Below are 17,428 nucleotides of genomic sequence, written 5' to 3'. Positions count from 1 at the left end.
GAACACAGAGAAACCACCGTCTCTCAGGAGGCGGTGTGTTCTGGCGTGTGGCCGATGCTGGCGGTCCGCACGCCATGCCGTGGGCGGCTTTGCGCGCACGATACTCAGCGCGTGAAGCCGCCTCAACGGCGGTTCCGGTTCGTCAGATGTCGAACTGGTAGCTGGCCGGCGCGAAGCGATAGCCCTGATCCTGCTTTTCCACGAAGCCGACGGCCGGGAAGGGCATGTGATAGCCGACGAAGGGCAGGCGATCGGTCGCGATCATGTCGAAGACTTGTCTGCGCGTGGCGGCAGCCGCGGCCTTGTCCATGTCGAAGCGCACTTCCCAATCCGGGCGTTGCAGCGACAGGACGAAATGGTTGGCCGTATCGGCGGTGAGGATCAGCGCCTTTCCGTCGGATTCAATGCGATAGATCATGTGGCCCGGCGAATGGCCGAAGGCCTTCATGCCGGTGATGCCGGGCACGACGTCGCCGCCATCGCCGATGAACGTGGCCTTCTCCGCAAGCGGTACGAACTTGGCGAGCACCGTCTTGTGGCCGTTTTCCGCCGGCGTGCCGACGCGGGCCGTATCCTTCCAGAAATCGAACTCGCCCTGTCCCGTCACGTAGCGGGCATTCGGGAATGCCGGCTGGCCGCCTTCCATGAGGCCACCAATGTGATCGCCATGCATGTGGGTGATGACGACGACGGACACCTTGTCGGGCGTATAGCCGGCAGCGGCGAGCCCGTTGATCAGTTGTCCGGCGCCCGCCTGGCGGCCGCCCTCGCCCATGCCGGTGTCGAAGAGCACGACCTCGGAACCGGTATCGACAAGCGTCGGGGAAAACCCGTTCACATACTTGTCGGCCGGCAGGAAGTTGGCGGTCAGCAATTCGCCGACCGCTTCGGGCGTCTGGTTGGTTCCGAAGGTTTCCTGCGGCTTTTCCGACACCCGCTTGCCGTCCGACAGCACGGTCACCTTGAAGCTGCCGAGCGGGAAGGTGTGAATGCGCGGCGCCATCGCGCCGGCCGCCGGGGCAGCGGCATCCTGCGCGAAGCTCGCGCGCGGCAGGATGGCCGGCGCTGCCAGCGCACCGGCGGTCAGTCCGAACAGGACGCGACGATTGAGGGTGAAGGCGGCGGGCGGCGTAAGCGTGTTGGACATGCTGTTATCCTCTCTGCTGATCTTCGCAAGGATCGCGGCCGTGCAGGCCGACGGGGAAACCTGTCTATTCTCGATGCCGCTTACGAAGCGCGCTGCGGCTTGGACCACGGTGCAAGATAGGGGCCGGGGTCAGAAAGCCACGCACCTCACAGCGATGTGATGGACCCTTACACAATGTTCATGTTTGCGAGAGGACGTGCGGCACAGCTGCGCTATGTTGACCAGCTTGGAGAGCCGTTGCAGGCCTTCCATCTCCCCGCCAGTTTTCCAAAAAGCGTGCCCCATGCAAGCGCCCCAGATTATGCCCGCCGCCGCCGATCCTGCTCCCATGAACCGGCTCGTTCCCATCATCCTCGCCGTGGCGCTGTTCATGGAGCAGATGGACTCCACGGTGATTGCCACCTCGCTGCCGGCCATCGCGGCCGATCTCGGCATCGGGCCGATCACGCTCAAGCTGGCCCTGACGGCCTATATGGTGTCGCTGGCGATCTTCATTCCCTTGAGCGGCTGGATGGCCGACCGCTTCGGGGCCAAGCGCGTGTTCCGCTGGGCGATCCTCGTCTTCATCGCCGGCTCGATCCTCTGCTCGCTCTCCTCAAGCCTTGTCGATTTCGTGCTGGCGCGGTTCTTCCAGGGCATGGGCGGGGCCATGATGACACCGGTCGCCCGCCTCGTGCTCGTGCGCGGCACCGACCGGCGCCAGCTCGTTTCGGCCATGGCGCTGCTGACCATTCCCGCTCTGGTCGGACCGCTCGCTGGTCCACCGCTCGGCGGCTTCATCACCACTTATTTCTCTTGGCACTGGATCTTTCTCATCAACGTGCCCGTCGGGCTCATCGGCTACATCGCCTCCGGCATCTATCTTCCAGTGATCGAGGCGGCCGCGCCACCGCCGATCGACACCAGGGGCTTTCTTCTCAGCGCCATCGCTGCTGCCGGCACCATGTTCGGGCTCTCCGTCGTCAGCATGCCCGCCCTGCCGCCGATCGTCGGCGCTGCCGCGATCGCCACCGGCATCGTCGCGGGGTTCGCCTATGTGCGCCACGCCCGGCGCCATCCTGCGCCCATTCTCGACCTCAAGCTCTTCAGGGACCCGGCCTTCCGCGCCGCGGCGACGGGCGGCACGCTGTTTCGCATTTCTGTCGGGGCCGTCCCCTTCCTGCTGCCGCTGATGTTGCAGGTGGGGTTCGGGCTGAATGCCTTCCAATCCGGCATGATCACCTTTGTCGGGGCGATCGGCGCCATCACCACCAAGTTCTTCGCCCGCCGCGTGCTGGCCGCCGCCGGGTTCCGCACGACGCTGATCATCGCCGCGCTGATCGGTGCGGCCATGACCTTCGCCAACGGGCTCTTCACACCGGCGACCCCCTATGCGGTGATGTTTGCGACCCTGCTGGTCGCCGGCGTTGCCCGTTCCTTCTTCTTTACAAGCGTCAACGCGCTCTCCTTTGCCGATATCGACGATGCCGATGCCAGCAAGGCAACCGCCATGAGCGCTGTGCTGCAGCAGATGAGCGTTGCGCTCGGCGTTGCCGTGGCCGGCACGATCCTCGAACTCGAGACCGTCATCACGGGCACGCAGCTGACGCTTTCCGATTTCCAGCTGGCCTTCATGATCATCGCGGCGCTGACGCTGCTTGCCGTCATCCCTTTCCTGCGGATGAACCGCGACGCCGGCCAGCGGGTGTCGGGCCATCGCAGCCGGACGGCGAAGCTGGTGGAGGAGCCGGCGGAGTAAGGGCGGGGATTATCTGGCCGCGGGACGTGGTGCGGGCACCCCCCTCTGTCCTGCCGGACATCTCCCCCGCAAGGGGGGAGATTGGCAGGAGATGGGCTCCACGCGTTATTTGCGACACGCTACTCAGGGCTTCAGAGCGCGACGTGGTCTAAAGACGCTCAAGAGTGAAAGATGACAATGCGCCCAGCGGATCTCCCCCCGTGTGGGGGAGATGTCCGCCAGGACAGAGAGGGGCTCGCGCGAGGCGCTCCCGTCTACTCCGCCCGCTCGCACACGGCGACAATCTTGTTCCCGTCGTGATCCCGCGCGAAGGCCGCGTAGAAATTCGCATGGAACGGGCGCAGCCCCGGCTGGCCCTCATCCGTGCCGCCCTCGGCGAGCGCTGCGGCGTGGAAGGCGGCGACGGCGGCGCGGTTTGGTGCCTCGAAGGCGATGGTAACGCCGTTGCCGAAATGGGCGGGCTTGCCGTCGAAGGGCGTGACGACCCAGAAGCGGCAGCGCACATCGCCTTCCGCCATATAGCCGATCTCGCTCGCATCCTCCCGCGCCCGGTGAAAGCCGAGGGTCGCCAGGACGCGATCGTAGAAGCGGCCGGCGCGGGCAAGATCATTGCTGCCGACGGTGGTGTAGAGCAGCATCATGCATCCGCATCCGGGCCGGTGAAGGCATCGATATCCTCTTCCGCGCCACCGTGGACATGGCCGTCCTGCGCCCCATCCTCTTCGCCCGCCGCCGTCAGCCGGCGGCCCTTGAAGCCCTTGGCGAGCAGGAACATCTCGACCGATTCGGCGCGCGAGGACGGCGGCTTGACGTGGATGACCTGGCGGAAATGCTTCTTGAGCATGGTCAGCAGTTCGCGCTCGGCTCCGCCCTGGAAGGTCTTGGCCAGGAAATGCCCGCCCGGCGCCAGCACATCGACGGCGAAATAGGCCGCGACTTCGCACAGATGCATGGTGCGCAGGTGATCGGTCTGGCGGTGGCCGGTGGTGGGCGCGGCCATATCCGACAGCACGACATCCGGCGCGCCGCCGATCGCCTGCTTCAAGAGCTCCGGCGCCGTCGGGTCGAGGAAGTCGAGCATCAGGATATTGACGCCCGGCAGCGGATTCATCTCCAGGAAGTCGATGGCAGCCACGCGCGGGTCCGCATCCGTGGAGCTCGTCACCTTGGCGGCGATCTGCGACCAGCTGCCCGGCGCCGCTCCGAGATCGATGATGCGGCGCGCGCCTTTCAGGATCGCATGCTTCTCGTCGATTTCCAGCAGCTTGAAGGCCGCGCGGGCGCGGTAACCCTCGAGCTGCGCACGCTGCACATAGGGATCGTTGATGTGGCGCTCCAGCCAGCGGCGGGAAGAGGCTTTCAGCTTGCCCTTCTTCACCTTCTGGCCAAGCTTGCGGCCCGTGCGGTTGCCGCCGATCGGTGGCTTGGTCATGGCTTCGCGCCCCCTGTGGTGGTGCCGTCGTCGCGGCCATTGCGGAACGGCCGGCGGCTGCGGCGCCAGGCGCCGTCATCGGCCATCATATCGGTGAGCAGCCCTTCGCGAAGCCCCCTGTCGGCCACCCGCATGCGGGTCGATGGCCAGCGGCGGCGAATGGCTTCGAGAATGGCGCAGCCCGCCAGCACCAGATCGGCGCGATCCGGCCCGATGCAGGGATTGGCGGCGCGGGCGGCGAAATCCCAGGACAGAAGCCGCGCCTGCATGGCCGAGACCTCGTCATCCGTCAGCCAGACGCCATCCACCCGGCGCCGGTCATAGCGCGGCAGATCGAGATGCACGCCGGCGAGCGTCGTTACCGTGCCGGAGGTGCCGATGAGGTGGAAGCCGGACTGCGGATCGTCGCCGGTCAGGGCCTCCACCGGCGGACTGTCGAAATGGGCGAGCATGCCGGCCACCTCGACCACCATGGCCTCGAAGCGCTCGGGCGTCACATCGCGTCCGCCATGGCGTTCCGACAGCGTGACGACGCCGACGGGCAGCGAAGTCCAGTGGGTGATGTGGTTGGCCAGCCGGCTGGAGCGGTTGTCGCCGATGCGGATCACCGCGATTTCCGAAGAGCCGCCGCCGATATCGAAGAGCACGACGGATTTGGTATCGCGCCCGACCAGCGAGGAGCAGCCGGAGACCGCAAGGCGCGCTTCAGTCTCACGGTTGATGATCTCCAGCGTCAGGCCGGTCTCGCTGGCGACGCGCTCGAGAAAGGCCTCGCCATTTTCGGCGGCGCGGGCCGCTTCCGTGGCAATCAGCCGGCTCATGCGGATCTGGCGGTTGCGCAGTTTGCCGGCGCAGATGCGCAGCGCTTCCACCGAGCGCTCCATCGCCTCGTCCGACAGCCGCCCCGTCGCCGCCAGCCCTTCGCCGAGGCGCACGATGCGCGAGAAAGCATCGACGACGCGGAACTGGCCGGGCCGCGTCGGCTGCGCGATCAGCAGACGGCAATTGTTGGTGCCGAGGTCGAGCGCGGCATAGAGCGGCGCATCCTGTTGGCCCGGATCGGCGCCGCGCTGGCGCTGGCCGCCCGCATCGCGCTCGTCCTGCCCGCGGCCATGGCCATCGCGCCCTGCCGGCCTGTGACCACCGCCCGGCTGCGGCCGGCGCGTGACGTCGCTGCGCAGCAGGGGCCGCCAGCCGCCATCAACGCTGTCGCCCATTTCGCCCGGGCCGCGGCCCTGCTCCATGCGCGGGCCCGAATGGCCTTGGCCCGGAATGCCGTGGGATGAGGCCAGTTTGTCCTGCGTCCGCCGATCGGAGGAACCGGGCGTGCCACGCCCCTCCCGCCGCTCGCCGCGTGACGTGCCCGCGCTGCTGGTGCCGTGGCGACCGGCGCCCCGGTTCTGCCCGTGGGCGGTATCGTATCCCCGCCCCTGCCCTGTCCGCGGCATATCCTGCCCGGCAGATACGCCTTGCCGATCCGATGGGTGTTCCCCCGCCCGGGGCTGAGGCACGGCTTCTCCGGCCCGGCCCGCATCGCGCTTCGCGCCGGGGCGCCGCTCGCTCGTCAGCGGCCGGCCCTGCAGGGCACGCTGCCCGCGCGCCTCCTTGCCGCCACGCTGGCCGTGTCGCTCGCCGCGATGCGATTTGTCCGAAGGATGCCCATATGCGGATTTCTCATGCGGCCGCGAATCGCGACCCGAGAGGCCGGGCCGCTCGCCGCCATCGCGATCACGCGCCGCCCCGTCCCGCACCTCCGCCGCGCCGGCGATCGTCAAACCGTCGCCACCGCCCCTCGTCGCGGCAGGTCCACGCCCCGCCGCCGATCGATCGGCGCGCGGATCCGCGCCCGCGGCCATGTCCGCCGCCGTCCGGCGGGCGGCCACGGCTTCGCCGTGAGCATGCTTGGCGTGTTGCGCAGACGGGTTGCCTTCGCCGGATGCACCGGAAGGCTTGCCGCGCCGACGGCGCTTGCGCTTGCGGGCCGGCCCGTCAGCCGGTCCCTCGTCCTGGGGACGCCGTACCAGGGCAGCTTCGGCCGCCTGGCTGGCATGCGGTTGGGCCTTCGCAGAGGCGCGACGGCGCCTGCGCTTGCCCTTCACCGGCGTGGAACCTGAGGGTCCCTCGACACGGCCTGCTGCCGACGCCCCGGAAACGGACGGCTTGTCGCCGTGTTCGGGGTCCATCACATTACTGTCCATCGCGCCGCGCTTGGCCCTTGAAGCCCGCTCAAAGCGCTTTTCCTGAGTGTTGTTGGGAAAACTTTACCAGCGCCGCATTCTTTCGCCAAACGCTTTTTTCCACACCCTGGCCCTGCCCCGCGCAGCCAAGCGCGATTTTTTCCACAAAGGGTCTTTGCAAACCCCGCGCTTTCTGTTTATAAGCCCGCTCACTACCGCGGCGGACACAACCGCTCGCCAGTTGGGGAATAGTTCAACGGTAGAACGACGGACTCTGACTCCGTTAATCTTGGTTCGAATCCAGGTTCCCCAGCCAATTCTCGCAAATTCCTGTTATCCTTCAGTTTTCCAGATGCGCCGGATCCCGTTTTGGCATCATTGGCGACCTGATGCCCAGAACTGATGCCCAGAGGTGATGCCCAGGCCCCGAATGCGGGCGACGGCGCCAGCTCTGGAACGACAGGGCATTTCGTCATGGCCGTTCGCCACGAGGTCGAGAATCTCATCCGCCGCGGAAACATCTTCTACTGGCGGCCGCGCATCCCGGCGCACTTTACCGCCTGTCCGAGTGGCAGCCGGCTTTCACTCAGCCTTCAGGTTTCCGATCATAGAAAGGCGCAGATGGTTGGCCGGAAGCTCAATACGAAGCTGGCCGAACTGAAACTGCATTCGAAGGAAGCGATGTCCAAGCAGCAGCTCCAGAAACTGTTCGAGCACGAGCGCGACAAGCAACTCGAACGGCTCGACGACATCAACATGATGGCGCGCCGCAACGGACGCGGCGGCGACGTCGTCGAGATGGAACTCGATCTCGAGGCTGGCTGGGCCTGCCAGCTCGTCGCGAAGTTCGGAAGCCGGGTGGAGTTGACCCTGGAGACGGGCTGCGCCGGTCTCACCTATCTGCTGAACAACGGCGTCCCGCAAACGCATGTCGATGCTATCAGGGCCAACTACAGGGCGGAACTCGCCATCGCCCGCAGCCCCGGCTTCGAAGACGGCATCCGACGGCTGATCTACAATTTTGAGATCGAAGACACCGTCGCCAATCGTCAGCGCGCCATGTCGAAGGTCTTCGAAGGGCGCGCGGCGGCCCTGCTCGACATCACAGAGCGTCATGAACTGGTGGACAAAAGGCCAGAGTGAGTTTACGGGCGGCGGAAGAGCCCTGGCACCAATGCCCGAGGGCAAGGCAGCCGACACCCCACCCCGCGGATCTGATCCTGCGCCGACGCCTCCGGCGGCTGAACCACCAACTGCATCAGCTCTGACTGCCGCGCCAAAAGATCCGGAAGCCGCCTATCTCGACCTGACCCCACGCCCAGCCACGCGCAAACAGGCGACCTCAAACGCTTCGGATTCCGAGCAACGCGTGGTCACCGTTTCGGAGTTCGAACAGGAGTGTGACAAGCTTATCGCCAACATGGGCAAGAAGTGGACGGCGGAGACGGCCCGTGATGCCAAGGCTCTTGTGCGCATGTTCCAGTCCGTGCTCGCTGAACATGGCGTCGAGCATTCCGGGCAGATCGAGCAATATCACATCGGCCTGTTGCGCCAGCACTTCAACGACATTCCAATCGACTGGGGCCGCAGCAGCCGGATGCGGGTGATGTCGGCCCCGGAACTGCGCGCCAAGGGCCAGGAGATGCGCCGCGCGGCGGAGGCGTCCGGCACCGAGCCAAAGGTCGGGCTGGCCGCCGCGACGATCCGCAAGCACCTTGGCAACCTCAGCCATTTCCTCAAACATCTGAAAGGCCACGGATTCGAGATTGAGAGTTGGACCTTTGAAGGGATCCGGCCGAGAAAGCCCAAGGCGGGAGATATTCGTCAGCAGCAATACAAGCCGAAGCCGGAGGATATCGTTCCGATTTTCTCAAGCCCCGTCTACTGCGGGTCGCGTGACCATCTGCGCGGAAAGCGGCGGCAACCGGGCAAGCATGTCTTTCATGATTCGCTCTACTTTCTGCCCATTCTCTTCACCTATCTGGGACCGAGACGCAGGGAGTTCGCCGGGCTTCATGTGAACGATATTGCCAAGGACGACGATGGCTATGTCATCCTTCTACGCACGAACAGCATCCGTCGTTTGAAGACCACGCAGTCGCAACGCTTGCTGCCTCTGCCGGATGAACTGGTGCGACTTGGGTTCATCGACTACGTCCAGGCCATCAGGCGATTGGGATACGAGGCCCTCTTCCCGGACCTCTTCTCGAACAAGACGGACAACGACCCGGGCAATCGGTTCTACGACACCTTCGTTCCTGTCATGCAGGGCGCGCTTGGCGAGAAAATGTGGGGGCGCGCCATTCACGCGCTTCGGCATGGCATGGCCGATACGTTGAAGCAGGCGGGTATTTCGACTGAGGTGATTGACGACATTTCCGGACGCCTGAGCGAAGGCAGCGAAACCAATACGCGGTACACCAACCCGGCCGGCCTGCCGCTGATGCGTGACGCCTTGAAGCACTATCCTGTCATCACGTCGGACATCGAACGAAAGCCTTTGCAACTTCTCCCGTGGATCGAAAACAAGCAACCACCGCCATGGGCACGCGAAGGCAAGAAGTGAATGGATCGAGGCGGAAATGATTTCCGGGCTCACGGCATTGAAGGCGTCGCGCAACAGCTAGCCAAACCGCGTGGCACTCTGGAATTCCGATTCAGAATCAAACGGCGTTTTACGAAGTAATGGGGGGAGAACGCATCAGAACAGCGTACGCCGTGACGCGGGGCACTCAGCAGAGACCACGGCACTGAGGGTACGGACACCTGCGCTCAGGCGCCGTCTTCGACCGCGTCCGGAAAGAGCAGATGGGTCTTCCTGCGGAACGGCAGGCCGCCGGAGCTGTACTTCGCGACGAGGTCATCGAACACCACATCACTCTCGCCTTCGTCGAACCCCTGTTCGGCCAGCATGGCGACGATGACGTCCTGGAACTTCTCGAGCTCGGCCGTCTGACCCTTCTCGACGGCCCTGCGGATCAGCCAGTACAAGGCCACCCTTGCGACGTCGTCCCGATCCGGACGCCGGGCCTTCCGATTGGCATCGCGAAGGGCCTTCTGCCGCTGCCGTGCCGCCTTCATACTCATGATTTCTCCCCTCCCCGTGTCGGCCTCATCGTGTCGGCCTCCTGTTATGGGGCCTCCTGTTGTCTGCCCCCTTCCATGGTCGAGGCGCCGGGCGAGCGGCGCAAGCGCCGATTGGCGGAATCGGATTTATTGAGTTCGGAATCGGTCGCCCGCAGGTCTGAATCAAGAATGCGCAATTTGTTTCGCGTTACGGCACGTCATCTCGCGTCGAGACGCGTTGCGCCGAGGCAAACGCCGTTGCTGAATCAAGATCTTCGCGTCCTGAATCAAAAATCCCGATGTCGGAATCACATGAGCGCAATCTGTCTCAAGTCGACAGGACGTGAGATGCGTTGCAGGCAACCTGTCCAACTGTGTGTCAGATCAGGATGCATTGTCCCTCTGATGGCCCAGAATCCACCCTTCCCAGCGCCGGACGGCATCGGAGGCAGGCGCACCCTCATCGCGCCTGCCATCGACGACGTCGAGCATGCCGAGAAGGCCGACGGCGGCATCGAAGCGATCCTCGCCTGCCGTATCAGCACCGAAGCCGCCGTCGATGATCGGCAGCAGACGGGTGGCATCGATGGTCTCGCGGGCGGCAAGCCAGGATCGCATGGCGAGACCCATGCGCTGGCGATCGGCCTGCCGCCGTTTGCTCCAACCGCCCCTGGGCATGCCGAGCTGGCGATAGACGTCGCCGGGATAGGTCTCAGCGATCACGCAAGGGGTTCGCGCGACGAGATCGGCAAGGCGCCCGTCGAAAGGCCAGAGGCCGATGACGTCGATGTTCGGCACGATGATCTCCCGCCACCCGGTGCTGGCGCCCTTGCCGACCTGGTTTCCGCCGAGCGTCCAGAACAGCATGCAGGCCGCCTGCCGATCGCTGGTCGCCCGCTCGCACTGTCGCAACAGTGATCGGGGATCACTGACATCGAGCGCCTCGAAGAGATGCGCCCGCTGTGTGCCGCCCGGTCGCGCCGGATAGAAGGGGCGATGAAGCGAGATCCGGCTTTTATGATCCGCCACACTGTACCAGTCCGACCAGGCGCCCGATCCGAAGAGGGCGAGCGCTTCACGGAACGAGCCGACGCCGGCCGCCCGGGCATAGGCCTCGGGCAGGCCGATCGGGAAGTCGAAGCCCAGCAACAGGGCGCCGTCCCCATCGGACCTTGCCCGCAGTCGTTCGATCAGCGTGGCGGTGTCGCCCACCAGTTCAGGTGCTGCGATCTTCCAGCAGGAGCCGTCGCGACTGGCAACGGTCATCCAGCGCTTCCTGCGATCCATGCTCCAGTCGCAATGCGCGACGATGGTGACGGTCATGCGTGAGGCTCCTCCCGGTTTTCGCAGGAACCTACTCGCTTCCTGTCGCCAGATCACGCCGCTTCAGAAGCTGCTTTACGGCATCTTCGTCCAGGGCCTGTGCATCGAATAGCGCCTGCGTGAGCCTGTCGAGGGTGCCGCGATGGTCCTGGAGAATGCCGACCGCCCGCGCCTGCGCCTTCTCCAGCAGGCCATGAACGCGCGCCGCCAATCCGGGATGGGCGTCGAGAACGGCGGCGGGGTCCTTGTCGTCGCGGTAGAGCAGCGGATGCACGGCGCCGAAGCCGAGGCAGCGCTCCATGGTGAGCGCCAGACGGGTGGCACGGGCGAGATCGCTGTCATCCGTTCCACCGGAGCCTGCCGAGATGGAGCCGACGACGATCTGCTCGGCGGCCCGTCCGGCCATCAGCATGGCCAGCACGTCCTCGCGGTAGCCGAGCGTGTCGCTTCCGGACGCGGTGAAGCCAAGCAGGCTGTGGCCACCGCCATCAGGCGTATCAATGGTGAGACCATAGATGGGACCGAGGCGAAGAGCGTGGTGGACGACTGCGTGTCCAGCCTCGTGCACGGCGAAGTGCCAGCGCAGGTCATGGGGCAAGATAGGCCGATCCATGCGAATGCCGGCTTCAAGATCGTCGAAGCGGATCGAGCGCTTCTCGCGCCGGGCTTTCAGCCGTGCCTGACGAACGATGCGTTCGACGTCCGCTCCGGTGAGGCCCATGGCACGGGTTGCCAGACGCCGCAGAAGCGCGTGGGCCGCATCTGGAACTGGCATCCCGATCCTGGTGGTGGTGATGGATGTCGTCATGTCCTTGCTCCTTTCTGGGTGTCGTCGCGTTCCATGTGCGCATCCGCTCCCTCGTCAGCATCGTCCGGCAGGCCGTCGTCTTGTGTGGCGATGACAGGGTTCTCGGCCTGCGCCTCATTCGCCGTGTCAGCTTCCCCACTCGCACCCGCCAAGAGCACGGCAATGTCCTCGCCGAGATGATGCGCAAAAATCTCCGAGAGCGCCGCGACATCCGGCTTCGGGATCTCGATGTGCGTTTCCAGCCGCCCGGAGCGCTTGAGGGCCTCGTCGATATCGTCAGGCCTGGCGCCGACGATGACGAGGCCTTCCGACTTTACGGCACCATCCAGCAGTTCGAGCGCCTTGTTGACGACGGCGTTCCAGTAGTCGGCATATTCCCGCTCGGCAGGCTGTCGTTTGCCGATGCCGTCGATCTCGTCGATGAACAGGATGGCAGGCGCCAGCGCCAGCGCCTCGGCGAAGGTTCGCGCCATCCGGGCGATGACGTCGCTCAGATGCCCACCCTGCAGCCAGGTGGAAACGGACGTCACGACCAGCGGAGCTTGCAGACTGTTGCACAGAGCCCGGGCAAAGGTCGTCTTGCCGGTCCCCGGCGGGCCGGAAAGCAGGAGCTTGCTGCTCATCTGCGACCAGGCAAGCGTGCCTGCCCGGTAGTCGGCAAGATCCGCCTTCAGGTCGAGCGCCCAGGTCTTTGCCTTCCCGTAGCCGGAGAGCGTCTCGACCGTGAGCGCTGGACGGTTGGATTTGCCGTCGCCCGCACGCTCCGGCTGGATGACCTCGGCGCCGGAGGGCTTGTCACGCCTCCCGCCACTGCTGTCCTTCGCCGCCGATGTCCCGGACGTCCCTCTTCCGGCTTCGGCTTCACCGGCTTGCCGGTCCCCCGGCTCTCCGCTTCGTCCCCATCGTCACCATCGTGGGCGGCCATGCGGTTGCGTTCGATCAACGAGGCCAGGACGTCGATGACATCAGGTGCACTGCGGCCGGGGCGGAAGGCCAGAACGACATCGTCGAGCGTCAGGTAGTGCGCGTCATAGGCATTGGTCCAGCGGGTGAGTGCCGCAAGGCCGGCGTCGCCATGGACGGCTTCCAGCATCATGCTGATGAAGGCATAGTCCAGCCAGCCGCCGACAATCCCGACGTCAGCGGCAAGGCTGATCTCGGAGGGGATATGTTCGGCCGTCTCCGAGATCGCGACGACCGGCTAATCCCGTGTCAGGGCATTCACGAGCCTGCGCTGCAGCGCCGCCCCCGTCAGACGATGGACGGACTCGCCGATGAACTGGATATACGGTCGCCCCGCTCCTTCAGCGGCGACGAAGCTGTCGTCGTCATAGACATAGTCGCCATCGATGCCGCTCGGGGTGGCGCCGGGCAGGAACCCCGGCAGTTCGATCAGCCGCCGCATGGCGCGTTCGAAGCCGGACACGGGTGCATGAAGCGAGACCACGGGCGCCGCCATGGCGATCGCCCGGACGATCCTGTCAAACGGCACGCCCGTGTTCTCGATCGCGCGGGCCAGCACCAGGGCGGCGACGATGTTGCTGACCAGAGCGAGCCTGCCCGCCCGCCCGACAAGACCGACCGCGTAGGCGCGAAAATCATGATGGTCGGCATGACCGGCGGCACGATCTCCGGACGTTTCAGGGTCCGCCGACGTTCGTTGCCGATCCCGAGGTGGCGGCAATGATGCAAGCGGCTTCTCATCGGCGGCCGCGAAGTCCGACGGCTTGGATGTCGGCAACAGGTAGGCTGCGAAGGTGCGGCGCATCCATGCGCGGTCGCGATCCGGATTGCCACTCAGCCTGCCGACATCGAAGGCAGGCGCATAGCGGCGGATGAGATGACCATCGACGTCGACGATCTTCATCGTCAGCAGTCCGTTGGCGTGCGCATTGCGCTGTGCCTGCCGACGCGCAACATGATCGAGGCGGCGGAGCAGAAGGCGGGCGAGCTTATTCATCGATCTGGCCCTCCGCAGTGGCGGCAATAATTGCCGCTTTGAGATTGGCGGACCGGACCGCTGTCGCCTTCTGCCGCTTCGAACCACCGGTGCGTGCCGGACGAAGCTGCCAGGCGACAGGCAGAGCGGTGCGCTTTTCGGACGGGGCGGCGTGGCCGGTTACCTGCCGCGGCGCGCTCACAGATGCGCTGTTGCGACGCTCAAGCCAGTCGAGCAGCAGACGGCAGGCCGGATTGCCATGATCGGCATGGGCCTGCAGCGGGGACGTGACGGCGCCCGGAACCGTGCCGGTCATCCCCTTCCCCTGCCGGACATGCGCAAGCGCCAGTCCGATCAGGATCGCGGGATCATCGAGAAGCGGATCGGCGCGGCCGGATCCGGGATGACGGAGGATGGTGCCATGGGACCGATGGGTGCGTGTTGTGCCATCGAGGACGACGCGATCGCTTCGCAACGGAAGTGACGCGGCGCATCCGGGGTGATGTCGGAGGACATGGGGACTGACCTGCCCCTGAGAATTTCCTCCAGAATTGATTAAAGTCCGGCTCATTTGGGTTGCTGGATTAGGACCGGTAGCGGCGTGATGCGGTGGGGAGTCTTGATGACAGCCAAAGTGCCCGGCTTACGGCGAGTAGGCGGAAATGATTTCCGAAACGAGGCACGGCTGCTGCCTTTGGTTGCGTCAAGTAGAATGCAGGTGAGCAGTCAAATAGTCCTTAGCCTATCCACATCGTCCTTTTCTTCGCCGGTGTAGCTGTGCAACGCGCGGGTTGAATGACCCGAAGACAGAGAGCCAAAGCAAGAGGATAGGCTACAGCACCGTATTTCTACCCTCACGATTTCCATGTTTGTTAAACAATCATGAACCATATTTCGGAGACGGCGATTGCCGAAACAGGCATATGACGATGCCACCTTGATGCAACCTTACCGTGGCTTAGACATATGACAAGCATTCTCACCAATACTTCGGCGCTGGCTGCGCTCAGCACTTTACGAAGCATAAATTCCAGCCTGGGTGCCGAGCAGGGAAAGATATCGTCCGGTCTCAGGATACAGAGCGCTGCCGACAACGCCGCCTACTGGTCGATCGCGACCACGATGCGCTCGGACAACAAGGCGATTGCCACCGTTCACGATGCGCTTGGTCTTGCCGCAGCCAAGATCGACGTGTCGTATTCTGCGATGTCTGCCGTCAAGGACGTTCTGGATGAGATCAAGACAAAGCTTGTCGCGGCCAAGGAACCGGGTGTCGATAAAGCGAAAATCCAGAAGGAAATCGACCAGCTTGCGCAGTCGACACGCAGTATTGCCGACTCGGCCAGTTTCGCAGGGGAGAACTGGCTGAGTACGGATATCTCGGGATTGATCGATACGACCTTGCCTCTGCGTTCGAGCACCCTAGTCTCGTCCTTCAACAGGTCGGCTTCTGGAAACATTGGGATTGGCACGACGACGGTGGATCACCTCGAGACGGCCTTGTTCAACAAGGAGGGCGGCGGAATCCTTGAGGCCGATCCTCGCAGCCCGAAGTCGATTGCCGGCATACGTTCAGTATCCTCTGCTCCGATAGGGAGTCCCTGGTACTCTCCGACCGGATACACCGACGGCCGGGGCACGTCGGGCTATGAGGGAAATCTAAGATTCACCTTTGCCGGCCCGCTCGATTTTGCCACGGCAAGCGATCGGATAACGTTTGACATTACACTTGACGCCGAAGACCCGGCTTCCACGAGTCCCGGTCCGTACGCTCCTGGCAATTCCTATTCCGTGACGATCAATCGAAGCGTCGTGGACAGCGTTCTCCCCTTTAATGGAGGAAAGATCGATACAGCCTCTCAAATGGCCGCAGTGCTTCGAAGTCAACTTAACAGCATCGGCGCAAGTGCTTCGACATACTACTATAAAGACCTGTCGGATCCTTACTACTTCAAGTTTGATATTTATTCGCGAGAAACGAACGGTCTCAATGGCTCGGCCGTCCAGATTTCCAATTTTAGCTCGACGGTGGGGAGCGGTGGACTCCAAAACGGGTTAGACTACGGGAAGCGCTATTCACTTGATCTCGATTTCGAAGCATTCGAAGTTTACCAGTCCGTTGACATCAACTTCGACTTTCATTTCAATCGCGAATCTCCAACATCCCATGTCATCAACCGTGCTCTTGTGAATTCCGTGCTGGGTACGACCAACGGAAAGATCGAGACATCGTCGCAGTGGGCGCAAATTCTCAATACCCTGATCACCCGCCCGGACACCATCATTGCCGCGACAAGCGCGACCACGGTCAATGTCAAAACGGACCCAAACGTAGACAGGCTAAACGGCTTTCGGACAGGCGTTCATTTCAGCAATGTTTCCGTCAATATCGAGCCTATCCCGCAGACAGGTATTTTCGGCATTGATATCGTGAGCAATTCAGGGAGTCTGGATAAGTATATTATCGATGTCGAACTCATGACACAAAAGACGATCGACGGTGCCGCGATGCTCGGCGCACTCAAGGCACGTATCGATATGCAGTCAGGCTTCACGAAAACGCTGATCGATACTGTGGACAAGGGCGTCGGACAGCTTGTCGATGCCGACTTGAACGACGCGTCCGCACGCCAGAAGGCGCTGCAGGCCCAGCAGCAGCTCGCCATTCAAGCTTTGTCGATCGCTAATTCGAACACCGACACCGTCCTTAGTCTGTTCAACTGATCATGGTGTTACGGCACGTGACCAAGCGTTTTTTTGATTATCTGTTCGATAACTCCAAGTTATTCCGCTGGAGTTAGCGAACAGATACTCTAAGATCTGGTATCGCCCCCGTGCGACCGATCGATATGCGTGGCAATCAGCATCGCCACCAGATGCACGGTATTTCGAGCACCGTATCGTTCCTTCATCCGTTCCAGCCGATGCTCAACCGTCCTGTGTGAGACGTCGAGTGTGACCGCGATCTCCTTTGCCGTTGCCCCTTCGATTAACAACTGAACGATGGTCTCGTCGACAATGTCGAGCGTCTCCTGACGCTGGGGCGGGCTGAGGAGGAACTGGGCATAGGACGACGAGATGATCCATTCAGGACGCTCGGCATTGCGTTGCGGAATCAAAATCCGATCGTAGCCGAGGTTGACGCCGAACAGCCTGGTCTTGACCAGTTCCATGGAAGGCTGTTGCGTTTCAAGGACTTGGTTGAGGCGAGGAATGACCGCCTCGCGCATATAGGTCTGGTCTTTAAACTCGCCGATGTGGCAATCTGCAAAAATCGCGTTGATGTTGAGGATACGCGAGGTGAAGCCGGAATGCCTAATCGTCTTCATATGCCATTGGAGTGGGTCGCCGCCGCTGATCGTGAACACCGTCAAGCGCATCTTCATGGACAGCATGTCGAGAATATCACTGTACACGACGTGTGGAGCGACAGGTTGACCGGCGTCTGTCTGGAGCCATGCGTCGATCATTTTTCGCGTGATCGCGCTGAAGGGTTTTTGTTTTGCCACTACCCACCGTCGCTGATTATCGTTTGGGGCGAATACACCTAAAATGGCATCGTTGGGCAATAGGGTAAAAATACCCGTCCCTCAGTTTCAGCGACCTTCATCAAGGCCCATCATCGGCACTGGCCTACTGACCTTGCCCCCAAGTTTTATCCAGTTTTGAGTTCGCTCCGGCGGTTTTGGGTTGTTGTATTCGGGGCGGTAGCGGCGTGTTGCGGTGCGGAGCCATTCCGGCTGCGTGAGCCCGCATCACGTCGCGGGTTGATGGTCTGAGCGAACTCGGCCGGTGTCA

General features: G+C 63.3%; 15 protein-coding genes, 1 tRNA gene and 1 pseudogene. 5 read left to right on the top strand and 12 right to left on the bottom strand.

The annotated features are described in order from the left end of the window. Nucleotides 1-142: 142 nt before the first annotated feature. A complete protein-coding gene (locus F3H41_RS14660) occupies nt 143-1,147 on the bottom strand; it encodes an MBL fold metallo-hydrolase (RefSeq protein WP_149739439.1) in 1,005 nt (334 codons plus the stop codon). 328 nt (nt 1,148-1,475) lie between these two features. Between F3H41_RS14660 and F3H41_RS14655 the strand changes: the two genes are divergently transcribed. After that, the gene (locus tag F3H41_RS14655) at nt 1,476-2,885 is read left to right on the top strand and encodes a DHA2 family efflux MFS transporter permease subunit (protein ID WP_149739645.1); all 1,410 of its coding nucleotides are present in this window, start codon (nt 1,476-1,478) and stop codon (nt 2,883-2,885) included. Nucleotides 2,886-3,139: 254 nt separating this feature from the next. Here F3H41_RS14655 and F3H41_RS14645 read toward each other — a convergent pair whose 3' ends face one another. Genes F3H41_RS14645 through F3H41_RS14635 form a run of 3 tightly spaced genes read right to left on the bottom strand, consistent with a single transcriptional unit; the run spans nt 3,140 to nt 5,765 of the window. Further along, nucleotides 3,140-3,523 carry a VOC family protein gene (locus F3H41_RS14645; protein WP_149739644.1) on the bottom strand — a complete coding sequence of 128 codons (384 nt, stop codon included), beginning with the start codon at nt 3,521-3,523 and terminating at the stop codon, nt 3,140-3,142. Next, the gene (locus F3H41_RS14640) at nt 3,523-4,317 is read right to left on the bottom strand and encodes an RlmE family RNA methyltransferase (protein ID WP_149739438.1); all 795 of its coding nucleotides are present in this window, start codon (nt 4,315-4,317) and stop codon (nt 3,523-3,525) included. The genes F3H41_RS14645 and F3H41_RS14640 overlap by 1 nt, the downstream gene beginning before the upstream one ends. After that, complete coding sequence (locus F3H41_RS14635; RefSeq protein WP_244616227.1) at nt 4,314-5,765, bottom strand: Ppx/GppA phosphatase family protein; 1,452 nt, start codon at nt 5,763-5,765, stop codon at nt 4,314-4,316. The genes F3H41_RS14640 and F3H41_RS14635 overlap by 4 nt, the downstream gene beginning before the upstream one ends. Nucleotides 5,766-6,736: 971 nt before the next feature. Between F3H41_RS14635 and F3H41_RS14630 the strand changes: the two genes are divergently transcribed. The 3 genes from F3H41_RS14630 to F3H41_RS14625 all read left to right on the top strand — a co-directional run bounded on the left by F3H41_RS14630 (nt 6,737) and on the right by F3H41_RS14625 (nt 9,060). Next, a tRNA-Gln gene (locus F3H41_RS14630) sits at nt 6,737-6,810 on the top strand. 158 nt (nt 6,811-6,968) lie between these two features. Beyond that, nucleotides 6,969-7,637 (top strand): hypothetical protein, encoded by a 669-nt coding sequence (locus tag F3H41_RS21570; protein ID WP_244616212.1) that lies wholly within the window; start codon nt 6,969-6,971, stop codon nt 7,635-7,637. A 31-nt stretch (nt 7,638-7,668) separates the two neighbouring features. After that, the gene (locus F3H41_RS14625) at nt 7,669-9,060 is read left to right on the top strand and encodes a hypothetical protein (protein ID WP_244616211.1); all 1,392 of its coding nucleotides are present in this window, start codon (nt 7,669-7,671) and stop codon (nt 9,058-9,060) included. Nucleotides 9,061-9,266: 206 nt separating this feature from the next. Here F3H41_RS14625 and F3H41_RS14620 read toward each other — a convergent pair whose 3' ends face one another. From F3H41_RS14620 to F3H41_RS14595, 6 genes are all read right to left on the bottom strand, one after another. Beyond that, the gene (locus tag F3H41_RS14620; RefSeq protein ID WP_149739437.1) at nt 9,267-9,581 is read right to left on the bottom strand and encodes a hypothetical protein; all 315 of its coding nucleotides are present in this window, start codon (nt 9,579-9,581) and stop codon (nt 9,267-9,269) included. Between the two features lie 363 nt (nt 9,582-9,944). Then, entirely contained in the window at nt 9,945-10,883 is a 939-nt protein-coding gene (locus F3H41_RS14615; RefSeq protein ID WP_149739436.1) for a DUF429 domain-containing protein, read from the bottom strand. A gap of 31 nt (nt 10,884-10,914) precedes the next feature. Then, on the bottom strand, nt 10,915-11,691 hold the full coding sequence (locus tag F3H41_RS14610; protein WP_149739435.1) for an ATP-dependent Zn protease: 777 nt from the start codon (nt 11,689-11,691) through the stop codon (nt 10,915-10,917). Continuing rightward, nucleotides 11,688-12,314 carry an ATP-binding protein gene (locus tag F3H41_RS14605; RefSeq protein ID WP_149739434.1) on the bottom strand — a complete coding sequence of 209 codons (627 nt, stop codon included), beginning with the start codon at nt 12,312-12,314 and terminating at the stop codon, nt 11,688-11,690. The genes F3H41_RS14610 and F3H41_RS14605 overlap by 4 nt, the downstream gene beginning before the upstream one ends. Nucleotides 12,315-12,892: 578 nt before the next feature. Beyond that, nucleotides 12,893-13,651 carry a hypothetical protein gene (locus F3H41_RS14600; protein ID WP_149739433.1) on the bottom strand — a complete coding sequence of 253 codons (759 nt, stop codon included), beginning with the start codon at nt 13,649-13,651 and terminating at the stop codon, nt 12,893-12,895. After that, nucleotides 13,644-13,946, bottom strand: a complete 303-nt coding sequence (locus tag F3H41_RS14595; protein WP_149739432.1) for a hypothetical protein — start codon at nt 13,944-13,946, stop codon at nt 13,644-13,646. The genes F3H41_RS14600 and F3H41_RS14595 overlap by 8 nt, the downstream gene beginning before the upstream one ends. Before the next feature lie 650 nt (nt 13,947-14,596). On the opposite strand from F3H41_RS14595, the gene F3H41_RS21565 reads away from it, so the two are divergent. Continuing rightward, entirely contained in the window at nt 14,597-16,354 is a 1,758-nt protein-coding gene (locus F3H41_RS21565) for a flagellin (protein WP_244616210.1), read from the top strand. An 89-nt stretch (nt 16,355-16,443) separates the two neighbouring features. On the opposite strand, the gene F3H41_RS14580 is transcribed toward F3H41_RS21565, so the two are convergent. Together F3H41_RS14580 and F3H41_RS14575 are read right to left on the bottom strand one after the other, a co-directional pair. Beyond that, nucleotides 16,444-17,199 (bottom strand): helix-turn-helix transcriptional regulator, encoded by a 756-nt coding sequence (locus F3H41_RS14580; protein ID WP_244616209.1) that lies wholly within the window; start codon nt 17,197-17,199, stop codon nt 16,444-16,446. 86 nt (nt 17,200-17,285) lie between these two features. After that, nucleotides 17,286-17,428, bottom strand: a pseudogene (locus F3H41_RS14575) (IS3 family transposase); the annotation flags it as partial.

It is taken from the genome of Rhizobium sp. RU20A, assembly GCF_900155885.1.
Classification (GTDB): Bacteria; Pseudomonadota; Alphaproteobacteria; order Rhizobiales; family Rhizobiaceae; genus RU20A.
The sequence above is the reverse complement of the archived record's forward strand: the minus strand, read 5'-3'. Positions and strand labels throughout refer to the sequence as shown.